The organism is Paraburkholderia sp. PREW-6R (assembly GCF_039621805.1).
Classification (GTDB): Bacteria; Pseudomonadota; Gammaproteobacteria; order Burkholderiales; family Burkholderiaceae; genus Paraburkholderia.
In genome coordinates this window covers 1893727-1909813 of record NZ_CP155074.1, presented here as the reverse complement: position 1 = coordinate 1909813, position 16087 = coordinate 1893727, and the positions used below count along the sequence as shown (strand labels likewise).

Annotated in this window: 14 protein-coding genes; 7 read left to right on the top strand and 7 right to left on the bottom strand. The window is 61.4% G+C overall.

Features of this window, described 5'->3' with window-relative positions:
* Nucleotides 1-163 precede the first annotated feature (163 nt).
* The 3 genes from AAGS40_RS23770 to pcaH all read right to left on the bottom strand — a co-directional run bounded on the left by AAGS40_RS23770 (nt 164) and on the right by pcaH (nt 1983).
* Nucleotides 164-367: a cold-shock protein gene (locus AAGS40_RS23770; protein ID WP_007178877.1), complete on the bottom strand. Its 204-nt coding sequence runs from the start codon at nt 365-367 to the stop codon at nt 164-166.
* A gap of 320 nt (nt 368-687) precedes the next feature.
* Nucleotides 688-1275 carry a protocatechuate 3,4-dioxygenase subunit alpha gene (pcaG, locus tag AAGS40_RS23765; protein WP_345815409.1) on the bottom strand — a complete coding sequence of 196 codons (588 nt, stop codon included), beginning with the start codon at nt 1273-1275 and terminating at the stop codon, nt 688-690.
* 3 nt (nt 1276-1278) lie between these two features.
* The gene (gene pcaH / locus AAGS40_RS23760; protein WP_345815408.1) at nt 1279-1983 is read right to left on the bottom strand and encodes a protocatechuate 3,4-dioxygenase subunit beta; all 705 of its coding nucleotides are present in this window, start codon (nt 1981-1983) and stop codon (nt 1279-1281) included.
* A gap of 108 nt (nt 1984-2091) precedes the next feature.
* Between pcaH and pcaQ the strand changes: the two genes are divergently transcribed.
* Nucleotides 2092-3117, top strand: coding sequence for a pca operon transcription factor PcaQ (gene pcaQ / locus AAGS40_RS23755; protein ID WP_345815407.1), 1026 nt, complete (start codon nt 2092-2094; stop codon nt 3115-3117).
* Between the two features lie 174 nt (nt 3118-3291).
* A complete protein-coding gene (locus AAGS40_RS23750; RefSeq protein WP_345815406.1) occupies nt 3292-4425 on the top strand; it encodes a VOC family protein in 1134 nt (377 codons plus the stop codon).
* A 43-nt stretch (nt 4426-4468) separates the two neighbouring features.
* Here the strand turns inward: AAGS40_RS23750 and AAGS40_RS23745 are convergent, their stop codons facing one another.
* Entirely contained in the window at nt 4469-5098 is a 630-nt protein-coding gene (locus tag AAGS40_RS23745) for an XRE family transcriptional regulator (protein ID WP_345815405.1), read from the bottom strand.
* A 536-nt stretch (nt 5099-5634) separates the two neighbouring features.
* Between AAGS40_RS23745 and AAGS40_RS23740 the strand changes: the two genes are divergently transcribed.
* Entirely contained in the window at nt 5635-6909 is a 1275-nt protein-coding gene (locus AAGS40_RS23740) for an oligosaccharide flippase family protein (protein ID WP_345815404.1), read from the top strand.
* Between the two features lie 31 nt (nt 6910-6940).
* On the opposite strand, the gene AAGS40_RS23735 is transcribed toward AAGS40_RS23740, so the two are convergent.
* The 3 genes from AAGS40_RS23735 to AAGS40_RS23725 all read right to left on the bottom strand — a co-directional run bounded on the left by AAGS40_RS23735 (nt 6941) and on the right by AAGS40_RS23725 (nt 10392).
* Nucleotides 6941-7843, bottom strand: coding sequence for an aspartyl/asparaginyl beta-hydroxylase domain-containing protein (locus AAGS40_RS23735; protein ID WP_345815403.1), 903 nt, complete (start codon nt 7841-7843; stop codon nt 6941-6943).
* A gap of 229 nt (nt 7844-8072) precedes the next feature.
* A complete protein-coding gene (locus AAGS40_RS23730) occupies nt 8073-9143 on the bottom strand; it encodes an aldose epimerase family protein (RefSeq protein ID WP_345815402.1) in 1071 nt (356 codons plus the stop codon).
* 31 nt (nt 9144-9174) lie between these two features.
* Entirely contained in the window at nt 9175-10392 is a 1218-nt protein-coding gene (locus AAGS40_RS23725; RefSeq protein ID WP_345815401.1) for a DNA-binding transcriptional regulator, read from the bottom strand.
* Between the two features lie 236 nt (nt 10393-10628).
* On the opposite strand from AAGS40_RS23725, the gene xylA reads away from it, so the two are divergent.
* From xylA to AAGS40_RS23705, 4 genes are all read left to right on the top strand, one after another.
* A complete protein-coding gene (gene xylA / locus AAGS40_RS23720) occupies nt 10629-11951 on the top strand; it encodes a xylose isomerase (protein ID WP_345815400.1) in 1323 nt (440 codons plus the stop codon).
* A 178-nt stretch (nt 11952-12129) separates the two neighbouring features.
* Entirely contained in the window at nt 12130-13158 is a 1029-nt protein-coding gene (gene xylF, locus AAGS40_RS23715; protein WP_345815399.1) for a D-xylose ABC transporter substrate-binding protein, read from the top strand.
* A 78-nt stretch (nt 13159-13236) separates the two neighbouring features.
* Nucleotides 13237-14796: a D-xylose ABC transporter ATP-binding protein gene (gene xylG, locus AAGS40_RS23710; RefSeq protein ID WP_345815397.1), complete on the top strand. Its 1560-nt coding sequence runs from the start codon at nt 13237-13239 to the stop codon at nt 14794-14796.
* On the top strand, nt 14793-15992 hold the full coding sequence (locus AAGS40_RS23705) for a sugar ABC transporter permease (RefSeq protein ID WP_345815395.1): 1200 nt from the start codon (nt 14793-14795) through the stop codon (nt 15990-15992). Before xylG ends, AAGS40_RS23705 begins: the two co-directional genes overlap by 4 nt.
* The last annotated feature ends 95 nt before the right edge of the window (nt 15993-16087 follow it).

Below are 16087 nucleotides of genomic sequence, written 5' to 3'. Positions count from 1 at the left end.
AGGCCGGAGGGAGAATGAGGTGCAACGAGGCGTTTGGCGCTTAGGCGGGCCGCTGAAATGAACCACGGCCAAGAAAGCGGTCGCGCCAACTGTGGGAGAACAACTCTCCGCGAGGATGTCGCTGCAGTCCGATGTCCGTTGCCGGACACCGAGCCCGTCAAACTTACATCGGCTTGATGTTAGCCGCTTGCAGACCCTTCGGGCCTTGCTTCGTTTCGAAGCTCACTTTCTGATTTTCAGCCAGCGTCTTGAAGCCGTCGCCGCTGATTTCGGAGAAGTGCGCGAACAGGTCGTCGCCGCCCTTGTCCGGCGTGATGAAGCCAAAGCCTTTGCTGTCGTTGAACCACTTAACGGTACCGGTATCCATAAGGAATCCTTGAGTAAAAATGAATGAATTGCTCTGACGAAGAGCGCTTGAAGCGTCAAGGAGGGAGAGGACAACGAATACCGCTGAGGGAGCGAGACATTGATGAACAGCAATCGAACTTCTTGAACTTCGATTGCCACAGTAACCGCTGGCCTCTATCAGCGTCAACACTTAACTTGTAACTGTCCGGCGCGGTAAGCCTGGCAAGGCTCGCCAGAGCGCGGCCGCCTTCCACTGCCGAGCGAAAAAAAGCCCACACAAGGTGGGCTATGGACAACTCGGCGTTTCGCCATCCCGCCGCCAGACTTGAGAGTGCCGTTTTACAGGTCGAAAAAGACCGTTTCCTTCTCGCCCTGCATGTGGATGTCGAAGCGGTAAACGTTCGCGGTGTCCGGTTCACGGCGTGCAATCAGCGTACTGCGCCGGTCTTCGGGCACAGCCGCCAGCACGGCATCCTGCGCGTTCGCGTCGGCTTCGTCTTCGAAATAGATGCGGGTGAAGGTGTGCAGCAGCATGCCGCGCATCGTCACGATCATGTTCAGATGCGGCGCCTCGTCCGGGTTGGCGCGACCGGGTTTCACCGTTTCGATGACAAAACGCTTGTGCGGATCCGTTCCCGTGCCGACGCGCGCAAATCCGCGAAAACCGGTCTTCAGGATCTCCTCGCGCGAGTCCGGATAGCGGCCGTTCGCGTCGACTTGCGACACTTCCAGCATCGCGTCGCCGACTACGTTACCGTCCCCGTCGAACACCTGGCCGACAATCGTGATGTGTTCGCCCGCCGCTTCGCGGTCGGCCAGCACCGGCGTGAACAGGCTGCGAAAGTCGAAATCGTATTGCTGCGGACACAGGCCGTACGCGAAATAGGGTCCGACAGTTTGCGAAGGGGTTTGCTTCAAAGTCGTCATGGCTTAGCGCTCCATCGGAGTTTCGTGGCGGCCGCGCAGCACGATGTCGAAGTTAAAACCGAGCGCGTAGGCCTCTTGCGTGGTGTCGAGCGAAAACTCGGCGATCAGCCGTTCGCGTGCATGCTCGGGCGTGCCCTGGAAAATCGGGTCGAAGGCCAGCAGCGGGTCGCCGGGGAAATACATCTGCGTGACGAGACGCGAGCCAAAATGGTCTCCAAATAGCGAAAAATGGATATGGTTCGGACGCCACGCATTCGGGTGGTTGCCCCACGGATAGGCGCCCGGCTTGATCGTCAGGAAGCGGTAGCGGCCTTCGCTGTCGGTGATGCAGCGTCCCGCGCCGAGAAAGTTGGGATCGAGCGGCGCATCGTGCTGGTCCGCCTTGTGCACATAACGGCCCGCCGCGTTGGCTTGCCAGATTTCGACCAGCGTATTGCGCACCGGACGACCGCCTTCGTCCAGCACGCGGCCCGTCACGATGATGCGCTCGCCGAGCGGTTCGCCGTTACGCACGGCGTTGCGCGTCAGATCGTTGTCCAACGCGCCGAGGTCTTCCGCGCCGTACACCGGCACGCGCTGGTCGCGCAGGCGTTCCTTCAACGGAATCAACGGGCGCGTCGGACCGCGTTTGACCGACGACCCGTAGCCGGGATAGATATACGCGGGATGGGACGCGAAGTCGCGCGTCGTGAGAAAAGAATCGTCCATCAGTGTCTCCTTCGGGGAATTGTGAGATGCGAGCTTGTGGAGCGACTTTATCTAACCTGAGAAGTTATGCAAAATGACGTTTTAGGCCGGAACGTATAACCACTCGTTATGCAACGCAGTCTCGCGGACAGCCGCGTCAAATTTCGTCATCTCCAATGTTTTCTGGCGGTCGCGCAGTTCGGCAGCGTGCAGCGAGCGGCTGACAGCCTGTCGATTACCCAGCCGGCGGTATCCAAAACGGTCGCCGAACTGGAGGCGATTCTGGGCGTCCGGCTGTTCGAGCGTGGCCGCCACGGCGCGGTGCCGACCCGCGAAGGGCAGCTTTTCATGCCGCACGCAAGCGCCTGCGTGAGCGCGCTACGGCAAGGGGTCGATCTGCTGGCACGCGCGGAAGGCGCGGCTTCCGCCACGCTGGAAGTCGGCGTGTTGCCCACCGTCGCCGCCGCGCTGATTCCGCCGGCCATGAAGCGGTTTGCGGCGCGCTGGCCGCACGTGATCGTGCGCCTCGCCACGGGCGCGAATCCGGAACTGCTCGAACGATTAAAAGCCGGTGCGATCGAATTTGCGATTGGCCGTCTCGCCGATCCGGAGCGAATGGTGGGATTGAGCTTCGAGCAACTGTTCAGCGAACCGCTGATCGCCGTCGTGCGTGCCGGGCATCCGCTCGCGCTGGGTTCTGGCTTGCCGGCCACGTCGCTGGACGATTTTCTGGTTGTGCTCCCGCCATTCGGCACGTTGATCCGGCAGTCGGCGGAAAGTTTGTTAAGTGCATGGGGCGTGCCGCCGCTGTCGGGCTATGTCGAAGTGTTGTCGGTGTCCACGGGTCGTGCGCTGGCGCTCGAAAACGACGGCGTCTGGTTCGTGCCGCTGAGCGCGGTCGAATTTGAACTCGCGCACGGCATGCTGGTGCGGTTGCCCTTGCCGTTCGCCGGCACCGATGAGCCGGTCGGCCTGATCCGGCGCTCGGATTCGCAGCCTTCGGCGGTCGGACGGGCGCTGATCGACGCAATACGTGAAGTCGCGCGGCACCGTATGACCGGCGCCCGCGCAGGATTAGCGGCAGGCAGCGTGCCAGCCAAGCGTGGCCAGCGCGCTGCCCGCAAGCCAAAAAATGAACCAGCCGGTACAAAATGAAGTTGCGAACGGCCTGCCCGGGGGTGTACAAACACGGTGCGACAACGCGCCGCCGGGCACGCTGTAGCGTGGGAGCGCCGCGACGCCCACCATGACGCGCTGCGACGCAGCAAGCTGCGGCGAATGGTCGGATGACGCGCGTCAGCATCGAAAGTTTTGATTAAGGAGAGTGCCATGCCTCGCGACTTGCCCACTGCAGACGCCGCGCTGCGCGCCGTGTCGGCGCCTGAGCACAATCCGCTCGGCACCGCGGGTCTTGAATTCGTCGAGTTTGCCGCGCGTGAGCCGAAGCGGCTGGACGACACATTTACGCGCCTCGGCTTCAAGGCGATTGCGCGCCATATCAGCAAGGACGTCACGCTATACCGGCAAGGCGAAATGCATTTTCTGCTGAACGCCGAGCCCGACTCGTTTGCCGCGCGCTATGCGCAGGAGTACGGCGCCGGCATTTGCGCGATCGGCATTCGCGTGGCGGACGCGCAGCGCGCATTCGACCGCGCGATCGAGCTCGGTGCGTGGGCGTTCGAAGGCGAGCGCCTGGGCGCGGGAGAACTGCTGATTCCGGCGATTCAGGGCATCGGCGACTCGCATATCTACTTCGTCGACCGCTGGCGCGGCCGGGGCGGCCAGCGCGGCGGACTGGGCGATATCTCCATTTTCGACATCGACTTTCGCCCGATCGAGATGGACACTGCGCAAGCCGACCTGAGTCATACGGGCAGCGGCCTCGTTGCCGTGGACCATCTGACGCAGACGGTCGGCGAGGGCCGCATGCAGGAATGGATCGATTTCTATCGCGACCTGCTCAACTTCCGCGAGATTCACGAGTTGCACGCGAACTGGCATGTGTCCGCGGAATCGCGCGTGATGGTGTCGCCATGCGGCGCGATCCGCATTCCGCTGTACGAAGAAGGCACGCGCCGGACTAACCTGATGCACGAGTACCTGCCAGATCACCCGGGCGAAGGCGTTCAGCACATTGCGCTCGCTACGGACGATATCTTCGCGTGCGTCGAGCAACTGCTGGCAAACGGAGTGGAATTCGTCGAGCCGCCGCCGGGCTATTACGGGCAGCTGGACGAACGCTTGCCGAACCACGGGCTCGACGTCGAGCGTCTGAAGCGCACCCACGTTCTGGTGGACGGTGAAGTGGGCGACGACGGTGTGCCGCTGCTGTTCTTCCAGACATTCGTGCGCCGCAATACCGGTGAGATTTTCTTCGAGATCGTCCAGCGTAAAGGGCATCATGGCTTCGGCGAAGGCAACCTGAGCGCGCTGGCTCGCGCGCGCCAGCAGGCGGCTACCTAACGAAGCAAGCCTGTTCGTCTCTGTGTTGGAATGCGGCGCACGTTCAGCGCTTCGCCGGTTCGCTCGCGGGCGGGTGGGGGATGTCGGCGCTCGTGGCCATCCACAGCACTTCGGCGTCTTCGTCGCTCGTGGAGACCGCTGCATGGCCGGTCCGGCTGTCGAAGTACAGGCTGTCGCCGGCATTCAGATGCGTGGGCGCGTAGAGCTCCGAATACAGACATACGCTGCCGCTGATCACATACAGAAACTCTTCGCCTTCGTGGCGGCCCCAGTCGTCAAAAGCATCGAGCGTGTGCGCCGAGATGCGGATGCGGAACGGCAGCATGGCCTTGTGCGCGAGGTCGGTGGCGAGCAGCTCCATCTGGTAGCCGCGGTAGGCGTGCCGCTGGCCTTCATTCTTGCGTGTCAGCGCGCGACGGCCGCTCGCGCTGACCTTCGGCGTGGAGCCGAACAACTCGCCGATTTCGATCTTCAACCCAAGAACAATTTTCTGTAGCACGTCGAAAGTGGGGGACATCAGGCCGTTTTCCACTTTCGATAGCGTCGAGCGAGACACGCCGCACAAGCGGCTCGCGGTTTCCAGCGTCAGATCCTGCGCCTGACGTGCGGCGCGCACGCGGCGGCCAAGGTCGGAGGTGGACGGATCGGTGGGTTTGGTGAGGTGAAGGTCCATGGGAATCGACAGCGTGAGGCCGCGCGACAAACGGCGATATGTGTTTCCGATAATAACATTCGGTCACGACAGCCGGACAGCGCGCCCATGCCACGAACCGCGACCGGTGCGCTTGACTATTTCCCATCGGAAATCCACGGTGTGTCGCGGCGTTGCGCACTGTATCGTCGCGCCGCTGGACAGGGTAGCCGTGCAGACTCTGCCCGTCGCTGGGCTGGACAGGCCGGTGAATTCGGTTTGACACCCGCAGCCGCAGATGGTGTGTTTGCACGACGATACCGGCAATCATTGCCCGGCAATGATGAAAGCGCGCGCCGTCATACTTTAAGGCTCTCCTGTTTTTCCCTGGTGACCCTCGATAGTTGCGCGTGAGAATAACCCTTCCCGGCTAGCCGACGAATAAATCCGCGACGCGACGTTCAGTTCCGCACAGTTCTCCTTTCGTTAAAGATTCACATTCGGTCCATTCCGCTTCGGCCCCTGATCGCGAATGAACCAGCCATCCAGGGAAGCAGGCGACCTGGAGGAAGATAAAAGTGAGATCACTAAGGGGAGCGGCACTCTCCATGCGGGTCGGCCTGGGGCCGAGTTCGCCCACATGGGTGCTGTTGCAACAGGTTGTCGTGCGCGGCCTCGTGGCGGTGAAGTTTCTCGCGCTCGGGCGCATTCTCGGCCCGTCGGCAATTGGAAGTGTCAGCATTGCACTGCTTGCCGTGGCCATAGCTGAATCGCTTTCCGATACCGGGTTGCCGCAAGCTGTCGTGCAAGGCCACGAATCACCCTCCCGTCGCGAACTGTCCGCAGTCTGGACGACGCTCGCAACACGTGGTCTCCTGGTTGCGTTGCTGCTGGTCGCGCTTGCGCCGGTCATGAACAGTCAGTTCCATCTTGGCCATGCGCTCGTTCTGCTGCAACTTGCAGCCGTGCTGCCGCTGATTCGCGGCGTGGCGTCGCCGGCTTACTTCGTGGTCCAACGCAATCGCGGCTTCCAGCAGATCGCGACGATCGAAATGATGTCCGCGTTTGCCGATTGCTTCGTCGGACTCGCATTTGCATTCGGTGGTGGCGGCGCTTACTCGCTGCTGCTCGGGATGATTGTCGGCGATACGTTAAAGACCACGCTCACATGGGCGACGATGACGCCACGGCCGCCGGTTCGTCTCGTCTGGTCCGGGATTGGCCATTACCTTGGGTTCAGTCGCTGGATCTGGGCGGGGAGCGTCATCAATCTGATGCTCAACCAGTTCGACAAGATCATTGTCGGCAAACTGCTCGGGCCCGCGCAACTGGGCGCGTATCAGATGTCGTCGAAGCTTGCGCAGATGCTGTTGACCGACGCGGCCTTTGCGATGGGACAGTACCTGTTCCCCACGTTCGCGGACCAGCACAGGCGTGATGCGCGTGTGGCTGCGCGCATGGTCAAGCTGTATCTGTTCGTTGTCGCCGGTGGTCTGGCCATCTTCGTCGTACTACTGAGGATGACGGCCGATTCACTTTTCGCGACGGTGCTCGGTCCGGCCTGGATGTCGGCAGTGCCTCTGTTCAGAATCTTCGTGATCAATATGGCAATCGGCGCATTGATCGCGGTGCTCGTTGCTTACCTTCGGGCAGTGGGCGATGCGAAGGCGACGACGCACGCGTCGCTGATCCAGATGGTGATTCTTATCGTGATCGTGCCGCCGCTGACGCACTACTATGGCGTGACAGGTGTCGCATGGTCGATGACGGTAGGAATGGGATCGGCCGCGTCGTGGATGCTCTATCGAACCCTCACGCGCCGCGACGCGCCGCCCGTCGCGCTGACTCCGTGACAACGCGGGCACGCCGCTGGCCGCAAAGTACTCAATGCCAGAAGATCGCCAGCGCGATGGCGCCGAACAGGCACCACTTGACGACGTAATAGGCAGAACGGTTCCACGCCTTGAGTGCTTTGCCGGCCCGCCGGATGGCATAGATATAGCGGAATGCGCGATTCAGTCCGCCAGTGCGGTCGCCGATTTCATTGGGCGACGCGGCGGCACGCATCAGGAATCCGCCGACCGCGTTCATCAGCTTTTGCGCCCAACGGTATTTCATGGGCCGCTCGATATCGCAGAACAGAATGATGCGATCCTGCGTGGTGGCATTGGCCGCGTGGTGGAGATACGTCTCGTCGAAAACCACGTCTTCGCCGTCGCGCCACGAGTAGGGGATGCCGTCCACGACGATTGCGCAGCGGTCGTCATTCGGCGTGACCAGTCCAAGGTGATAGCGCAACGAGCCCGCGAACGGATCGCGGTGCGGATTGAGTTGGCCGCCTGCAGGCAGCATCGCGAACATGGCGGCCTTGACGGCGGGAATGCCCTGCAAGATCTCGATGGTGCGTGGGCATAGCGCAGCGGCGGACGGATGCGGAGTGTCGTACCACTTCAGATAAAAGCGTTTCCAGCCGGTGCGGAAAAATGAATTGAAGCCAATGTCGTTGTACTTTTCCGATGCCTGGATTCTGCTGGCTTCCGCGAGCGCCAATGCTTCTTCGCGGAACGTCTGCCACTGCGCTTTCAGATGCGCCAGTTCGGGGATGTACGACGGCGAGATGTACGGCGTATTAGGCACGCCGGAGAAGAAATACGCGAAGCAGTTAAGCGGTGCGGTGAAAGTGGAATGATCGGAAATTTGTCTGAAGAAACTGCCGTGGCGCGCATTGCCCCGGCGATGCATGAAGATCGCGCAAACAAAAAAAAGGATCAGGATCGCCCAGCGCATCGAACCGATTTTTCGTCATCTCACATGCTTTCGATTATACGAAGATTAAAAAATGCGCGTGGTTGTCACGTGACACGCTCAGACGCTAAGAATTTCGCCGAACGGATTCCCGGGCCGTGCTTGTTGCGCGAACGCCTATCAAACCGCCCAAACATGCCGGGAGTTCAATCAGTCTGGCTGGAACAGCAATTTCGCAACCCCCGGAGCGTCCCCTTTCCGGAGGTAGTGATCAGATGCCGCTGCGCACGCCAATCCGATAGGCCGTGACCTGTCGATACGGGCGGCCAGGGCGCACGACTGCACTGCTTTCGCCAGGCATGTTGACCTGATTCGGAAAGCCGCCCGCTTCAAGGCATAGACCAGCGTGCGCCTCGTATGCCATTCCGCCGCGCCCGATATCGCCGTCGAGCCAGTTGCCGGTATAGAACTGCAAGCCACGCTGATCCGTGGACACGGTCAGTTCACGTCCGCTTCCGGGGTCATACGCGCAGGCTACGTCGCGCATCGATTGCTCGCCTTGCTCGGCATCGCGCAGCACGTAGCAATGATCGAAGCCGCGCGCTCTCGCGAGCTGCGTATGCGGCCAGTCGAGTCGCGCGCCGATGGGCGCGCTTTGCCGGAAGTCGAATGCGTTGCCGGCCACGTCCGCAAGACGGCAGGGAATCATGGCGGTATCCACTTCGAAGAACTGGTCCGCGGCGATCGAGAGCACGTGGCCGCGAATGTCGGCATCCGCTTTGCCGGTCAGGTTGAAATACGGATGACTCGTCAGATTCAGCGGCGTGGGCGCGTCGGTAATGGCTTCGTATTCGATCGTGAGCCTGCCGTCGTCGTCGAGTGTGTAGCGTACTTGCGTCGTGACGTTGCCCGGAAAACCCGCGTCGCCTTCGGGCGACTCCAGCCGCATCAGGAGCGCACCGTTGTCCTCGCTCGCCTCCCACACAGCGCGATGAAAACCTTGTGCGCCGCCGTGCAGCAGATTCGCCCCTTCGTTGCGATCGAGCGTGTAGTCGATCCCGTCGAGCGTAAATCGCGCGTTGGCGATACGGTTCGCCCAGCGTCCGATCAAGCCGCCCATATACGTGGTGGCCGTCAGGTACTCAGCAGGCGTGTCGTGGCCGAGCAGCACGTCGCCGAGACGCCCGGCGCGGTCGGGCGCATGCCAGGACACCAGCGTCGCGCCCAGATCGCTAATGGCGACTTTCATGCCATGCGTATTGCGCAACGTGAAGAGCCGTACCGGATCTCCACCGGGCACCGCGCCCCAAGGTTCGCAAGAAAGTTGTGCAACGCTGATCATGTCGTTGATAAATAATGAGTGGAAGGCATGCTCAGCCGGAGGTGGTCGTCGAGTTCACACGCTCCTGGTATTCGCGCGGCGTGCAACCCAGCTCGCGCCGGAATACGGCGTACATGTATTGCAACGACGTGAAGCCGCAACGGATTGCGACTTCCGCGCTCGACGCGTCGCGCTTCGCCAGCATGGCTTTTGCAACGTCGAGCTTATGACGAAGAATTTCCTGATGCACGGTACATTGCCGTTCGCGCCGGAAGTACTCTTCGAGCGACGAGCGCGACACGCCAACATAATCGGCCACCTGTTCCGTGCGGATGCCCTGGCACGCGTACTGCCGGATGAAGTGCCGCGCTCGCATCACGTAGGGACTTGCAACCGGCTGATGGCGCGTCGATTCCAGCACGTTGATCCCCACTGGCGGCACGAGAATGCGCCGGCCGGGAAAGCGCGCGCCGTGCAGCATCTGATGCAGCAGGTGAGCAGCCGTGCGGCCCATTTCCTCTGTTCCCTGAATGACCGAGGAAAGCGGAATGCGGGTAAGCGTGCGCGTGAGCGGATCGTTGTCGATGCCGATAATCGCCACTTCTTCCGGCACCGCGATGCCGGCGATCAGGCAGGCCTGCAACAGGTGCCGCGCACGCGCGTCGGTCACGGCGATAATGCCCACGGGCTTGGGCAATTCCCGCAGCCAGGCGGTGAGCTGTTCGGTGGCCTGATTCCATGACGGCGCGCTCGTCGAGAGGCCGCGATAGATCTCGCTGCCAATCTCGCCGGCTTGACGGCCGTCGGCGCGGCGCAGGTGAGCGAACGCCAGTTCGCGTTGTTGCGCCCAGCGGTTCTCCTGCGCTTGTGGCAGGCTGTACAACGCGAAGTTCTCGAGGCCCGCGCCGATCAGATGTGTGTAGGCGAGCGACACGAGCTTGTTGTTGTCGGTCGCGATATAGGGTAAGTCCGGAGGATAGTGCGCCGGATCTTCGAACGACGATCCCACCGCGACCACCGGCAGCGGGCAATCGCGCAATGCTTCGCCCACGGCGGGATCGTCGAAATCGGCAATGATGCCGTGGCCGTCGAAACGTTCGATACCCGTCAGGCGGCAGCGAAAGTCTTCTTCCAGAAACAGGTCCCACGCCACGCGCGTGGACAGCAGGTAATTGCCGATGCCGGTAATGATCTCGCGGTCATACACCTTGTTCGCGTTGAACAGCAGCGCGATTCGATGGGTGGGTTGCGGAGTGGGCGGACGGGTCATGATGGTAGGCGCGTCTCCTGGTGCTTTGACAACCAGCTTTGTTTTTAAGCGTCCAGTTATTCTATGCCCCGAATGTCCTGCCGACGCGAAACAAACGTGTCGGCGGTAAGAAACATCAATCACGCTGCGCAATTTCGCAATTGCCGTTGAATCCGGCAAGCGGCAGCATGGCGTCACCTTGTCGACCCGTTTGAAGACGTCAGACGGGTTGCAGTGCAACATAACAGGAGACGCCGATGTCCTACTTCGAACACATTCCCGAGATCCGCTATGAAGGTCCGCAGTCGGACAACCCCCTTGCGTACCGCTACTACGATAAAAACAAACGCGTGCTCGGCAAGTCGCTCGAAGAGCATCTTCGGCTAGCGGTGTGCTACTGGCACACGTTCGTCTGGCCGGGCGTGGATATTTTCGGGCAGGCAACATTTCGGCGTCCCTGGCAGCAGGCGGGCGACGCAATGGAGCGCGCGCAGCAAAAGGCCGACGCCGCGTTCGAGTTCTTCTCGAAACTGGGTACGCCGTACTACACGTTTCACGATACCGACGTTGCGCCGGAAGGCACGAATCTGAAAGAGTACAGCGAGAACTTCGCGAGAGTCGCCGACTATCTCGCACGCAAGCAGCAGGACACCGGTATCAGGCTCCTGTGGGGAACAGCCAATCTGTTCTCGCATCCACGCTATGCAGCCGGTGCGGCGACCAGTCCCGATCCGGAGATCTTCGCGTTTGCCGCGACCCAGGTGCGCCATGCACTCGACGCCACGCAGACACTGGGTGGAGAAAACTATGTGCTGTGGGGCGGCCGCGAAGGTTACGACACGTTGCTCAATACAGACCTCGTCCGTGAGCGTAGCCAACTCGCGCGTTTCATGCACATGGTGGTCGAGCACAAGCACAAGATCGGTTTCAAGGGTGCGCTGCTGATCGAACCCAAACCGCAGGAGCCGACCAAGCATCAGTACGATTACGACGTTGCGACAGTCCACGGCTTTCTGCTGCAGCATGGGCTCGAAAAAGAGATTCGCGTGAATATCGAAGCGAATCATGCGACGCTCGCCGGTCATTCGTTTCATCATGAGATTGCCACCGCCTATGCGCTCGGAATCTTCGGCAGCGTCGACGCAAATCGCGGCGATCCGCAAAACGGTTGGGACACCGACCAGTTTCCGAATAGCGTCGAAGAACTGACACTGGCCTTCTACGAAATACTCAAGCATGGCGGCTTCACCACGGGCGGCATGAACTTCGATTCGAAGGTGCGCCGTCAGAGCGTCGATCCGGAAGATCTGTTTCACGGCCACATCGGCGCGATCGACAATCTGGCGATCGCCGTGGAACGTGCGGCTGCGCTGCTCGAAAACGATCTGCTCGAACAGTTCAAACGTCAACGCTACGCGGGTTGGGAATCGGAATTCGGCCGCAAGATTCTGTCGGGCGACTTTTCGCTGTCGACGCTGGCTTCCGATGCACTCACGCGTGGGCTGAATCCGGAGCACGCAAGCGGACGCCAGGAACATCTGGAAAACGTGGTGAATCGGGCCATTCACGGCCCGCGTTGATCCACACGCACGCTTTGCAGCAAAGACCGCGATCGTGCGGAGCATGATTACATCAACAATCGCGCGGCTACGTTGACCGCGCGAAAAAACAGAAGCGTTGGTTTGTCGCTTGTCCGGGCTTGCGTCTCGCAGCGCAGTCCGTCCAATCCGGGATGCCGGCTATCAGAAGGAGACAGAAATGAAATTCGCAGCACGTCGTACCGTTCTAAGCTCGCTCGTGTGTGGAGCGGTGCTCGCCAGCCTGTCGCTTGTTGCGCCGCTCGCGCACGCAAGCAAGGACCATCCGGAAATCGGATTCTGTATCGACGACTTGCGAGTGGAGCGCTGGTCGCGCGATCGTGACTATTTCGTCGCCGCTGCGGAGAAGCTTGGCGCGAAAGTGTCGGTGCAATCCGCCGACGCGAGCGAAGAGCGGCAGATTTCGCAGATCGAGAACCTGATCTCGCGCGGCGTCGATGTGATCGTGATCGTGCCATTCAATTCGAAGACACTCGGCAACGTGGTGGCGGAAGCGAAGAAAGCGGGTATCAAGGTCGTCTCGTATGACCGCCTGATCCTTGATGCGGACGTGGATGGCTACATCTCGTTCGACAACGAAAAAGTCGGCGAATTGCAGGCGCAGGGTGTTTACAACGCGCAACCGAAGGGCAATTACTTCCTCTTGGGCGGCGCGCCGACCGACAACAACGCAAAGATGCTGCGCGAAGGCCAGATGAAAGTGTTGAAGCCCGCGATCGATAAGGGCGATATCAAGGTGGTCGGCCAGCAGTGGGTGCCGGAATGGAGCGCGTCCACGGCACTGCGTATCGTCGAAGATGCGCTGACGGCGAACAACAACAAGATCGACGCGATCGTCGCATCGAACGACGGCACGGCAGGCGGCGCCATTCAGGCGCTCGCTGCGCAGCACATGGCGGGCAAGGTGCCGGTGTCCGGCCAGGACGCGGATCTCGCCGCGGTCAAACGCCTGATTGCCGGCACGCAGACCATGACGGTCTACAAGCCCTTGAAGCTGATCGCCGGAGAAGCCGCGAAGCTTTCCGTGGCGCTTGCGAAGGGCCAGAAGCCGGCCTATAACGCGCAATACGACAACGGCAAGAAGAAGGTCGACACGGTGCTCCTGCAGCCAACCTTGCTGACCAAAGACAATGTCGACGTCGTCGTGAAAGATGGCTTCTACACCCAGTCCCAGCTCGCGAGCCAATGAGCGTAACAAGTGTGCGGCAACGCCTGCGCGAATGACGCGCACCGGCGTTGCCGCGCGCCTTGCAGCGAGGCATAGCGAATGACGCAACCATTGCTGACGATGCGCGGCATCGTCAAGGCGTTTTCCGGCGTGAAGGCGCTCGACGGCATCGACCTGACGGTCGCGCGAGGCGAGTGCGTCGGCTTGTGCGGCGAGAACGGCGCGGGCAAATCGACGCTGATGAAGGTGTTGTCCGGCGTCTATCCGTACGGCAGCTACGAAGGCGAAATCACGTGGGAAGGCGAGCCGTTGAGAGCCGCCAGCGTGCGCGACACTGAACGCGCGGGCATTATCATCATCCACCAGGAGTTGATGCTGGTGCCGGAATTGTCGGTGGCGGAAAACATCTTTCTCGGCAACGAGATCACGCTTCCTGGCGGCCGCATGAATTACGCCGCCATGTACCAGCGCGCCGATGAATTGCTGCGCGAACTCGGCATTAACGGCATCAACGCCGCGCAGCCGGTGATGAATTACGGCGGCGGCCACCAGCAGCTGATCGAGATCGCCAAGGCGCTGAACAAGCGCGCCAAGCTGCTGATTCTCGACGAGCCTTCGTCGTCGCTCACTTCGTCCGAGATACGTATTCTGCTCGACATCGTGCGTGATCTGAAGCGGCGTGGCGTAGCTTGCGTGTATATCTCGCACAAGCTCGACGAAGTGGAAGCCGTATGCGACACGATCAGTGTGATTCGCGATGGCCGCCACGTAGCGACCGAACCCATGCACGCACTGACCACCGACCGCATCATTTCGTTGATGGTGGGTCGCGAAATCAGGAATCTGTTTCCGCGCGAGCCGCATCCGATCGGCGACGTGATTTTCGAAGCGCGCAACGTAACCTGTTTCGACGTGACGAATCCGCGCCGCAAGCGCGTCAACGACGTGTCGTTCGCGCTGCGGCGCGGCGAGATTCTCGGTGTGGCCGGTCTCGTCGGCGCCGGGCGCACGGAATTGATGCAGGCGGTGTTCGGCGCTTATCCCGGCGTGAGCGAAGCCACGATCGTGATGGAAGGCAAGCCGCTAAAGATCGGCGCGCCGAACGACGCCATTCGCGCGGGCATTGGCATGGTCCCGGAAGACCGCAAACGTCATGGCATCGTGCCGGGCCTGAGCGTCGGGCATAACATCACGCTCGCCGTGTTACATCGATTCGCGTCTGGCGGCCGTATCGACTCCGCCGCCGAACTCGACACGATTCACACCGAAATGAAACGCCTGTCAGTGCGCGCCGCGCATCCTATGCTGTCGATCGCAAGCCTGTCGGGCGGCAATCAGCAAAAGGCCGTTCTCACGCGCATGCTGCTCACCGATCCCAAGGTGCTGATACTCGACGAGCCCACTCGCGGTGTCGACGTCGGCGCCAAATTCGAGATTTATAAACTGATCTTTCAGCTTGCACAGCGCGGCATGTCGATCGTGATGGTGTCGTCCGAATTGCCCGAAGTGCTCGGTATCAGCGACCGCGTGCTGGTGATCGGCGAAGGCGAATTGCGTGGCGACTTCATCAACGACGGTCTCACGCAAGAGGACATTCTCAGCGCCGCGATCCGCCCTGTGCAGCGAACCTCAAACCCAACCGCAGCGAGTGCCGCATGACTCCCGACGTGACTTCCCAACCGGCCGACAACGCCATGCGGCGACGCGCATTCGGCGGCCCGCAGCGCATCCAGCAACTGTTTGCGCGCTACAAGATTCTTGCGTTGCTGATTGCCGTGGCGGCAATCTGGATCTTCTTTTCGTTGCTCACGCACGGCGCGTTCGTCACGCCGCGCAATCTGTCCAACCTGCTACGGCAGATGTCGATTACCGGCATGCTCGCGTGCGGCATGGTGTTCGTGATCATCGCGGGCGAGATCGACCTGTCGGTCGGATCGCTGCTCGGGTTGCTCGGCGGCGTGGCAGCCATACTCGACGTGAACCGGCATTGGCCGATCGGCGTCACGGTGCCGGTGGTCATGGTGCTCGGCGTGCTGGTCGGCATGTTCAACGGCTGGTGGTCGACTTACCGGCGCGTGCCGTCGTTCATCGTCGGTCTCGGCGGCATGCTCGCCTATCGCGGGATCCTGCTCGGCGTCACGGGCGGCTCGACCATCGCGCCGGTTTCCGACAGCTTCGTCTTCGTCGGTCAGGGCTATTTGCCGCGACTCGCGGGCGATTCTCTCGCAGTGGTGCTGTTCGTCGTGCTCGCGTTTCTGACGTTGCGTCAGCGGCGCAACCGCGAGCGCTACCAGTTGCCCGTGGTGCCGGTCTGGCAGGACGTGACGAAGGTCGTCGGCGCGGGCGTGATTCTCGCGGCGTTTGTCGCGACGCTCGACCGGTACGGCGGGATACCCGTGCCTGTCCTGTTGCTGCTCGCGCTGCTCGGCATTTTCACGTGGATTGCCACGCAGACGGTTTTCGGCCGACGCATTTACGCAGTGGGATCGAATCTCGAAGCAACGCGGCTCTCTGGCGTGAACACCAATCGCGTGAAGCTGGCGATCTTCGCGTTGATGGGGTTGATGTGCGCATTTGGCGGCATCGTCAACACGGCGCGACTCGCGGCCGGATCGCCGTCGGCGGGATCGATGGGCGAGCTGGACGCGATCGCCGCGTGCTTTATCGGCGGCACGTCGATGCGCGGCGGCTCCGGGACTGTCTACGGCGCGCTGATCGGCGCACTGGTGATGGCGAGCCTCGATAACGGCATGTCGATGCTCGACGTCGACGCATACTGGCAGATGATCGTCAAAGGCAGCATTCTGGTGCTGGCCGTGTGGATCGATGTCGTGTCAGGGTCGAACCGGCGCTGACGAGGCAACGGGCGCGACCCTTGGCGCGCCCGGTTTGCAAGCAATGCGCGGCGGCTGTGTGATGGCGGCCGCTGAGGGCGCTCAAGCTGCCCAGA

Bases quoted from the DNA above. Each gene is read 5' to 3' on its own strand.
- AAGS40_RS23770 (WP_007178877.1), bottom strand. From the start codon at position 367: ATGGATACCGGTACCGTTAAGTGGTTCAACGACAGCAAAGGCTTTGGC.
- pcaG (WP_345815409.1), bottom strand. From the start codon at position 1,275: ATGACGACTTTGAAGCAAACCCCTTCGCAAACTGTCGGACCCTATTTC.
- pcaH (WP_345815408.1), bottom strand. From the start codon at position 1,983: ATGGACGATTCTTTTCTCACGACGCGCGACTTCGCGTCCCATCCCGCG.
- pcaQ (WP_345815407.1), top strand. From the start codon at position 2,092: ATGCAACGCAGTCTCGCGGACAGCCGCGTCAAATTTCGTCATCTCCAA.
- AAGS40_RS23750 (WP_345815406.1), top strand. From the start codon at position 3,292: ATGCCTCGCGACTTGCCCACTGCAGACGCCGCGCTGCGCGCCGTGTCG.
- AAGS40_RS23745 (WP_345815405.1), bottom strand. From the start codon at position 5,098: ATGGACCTTCACCTCACCAAACCCACCGATCCGTCCACCTCCGACCTT.
- AAGS40_RS23735 (WP_345815403.1), bottom strand. From the start codon at position 7,843: ATGCGCTGGGCGATCCTGATCCTTTTTTTTGTTTGCGCGATCTTCATG.
- AAGS40_RS23730 (WP_345815402.1), bottom strand. From the start codon at position 9,143: ATGATCAGCGTTGCACAACTTTCTTGCGAACCTTGGGGCGCGGTGCCC.
- AAGS40_RS23725 (WP_345815401.1), bottom strand. From the start codon at position 10,392: ATGACCCGTCCGCCCACTCCGCAACCCACCCATCGAATCGCGCTGCTG.
- xylA (WP_345815400.1), top strand. From the start codon at position 10,629: ATGTCCTACTTCGAACACATTCCCGAGATCCGCTATGAAGGTCCGCAG.
- xylF (WP_345815399.1), top strand. From the start codon at position 12,130: ATGAAATTCGCAGCACGTCGTACCGTTCTAAGCTCGCTCGTGTGTGGA.
- xylG (WP_345815397.1), top strand. From the start codon at position 13,237: ATGACGCAACCATTGCTGACGATGCGCGGCATCGTCAAGGCGTTTTCC.
- AAGS40_RS23705 (WP_345815395.1), top strand. From the start codon at position 14,793: ATGACTCCCGACGTGACTTCCCAACCGGCCGACAACGCCATGCGGCGA.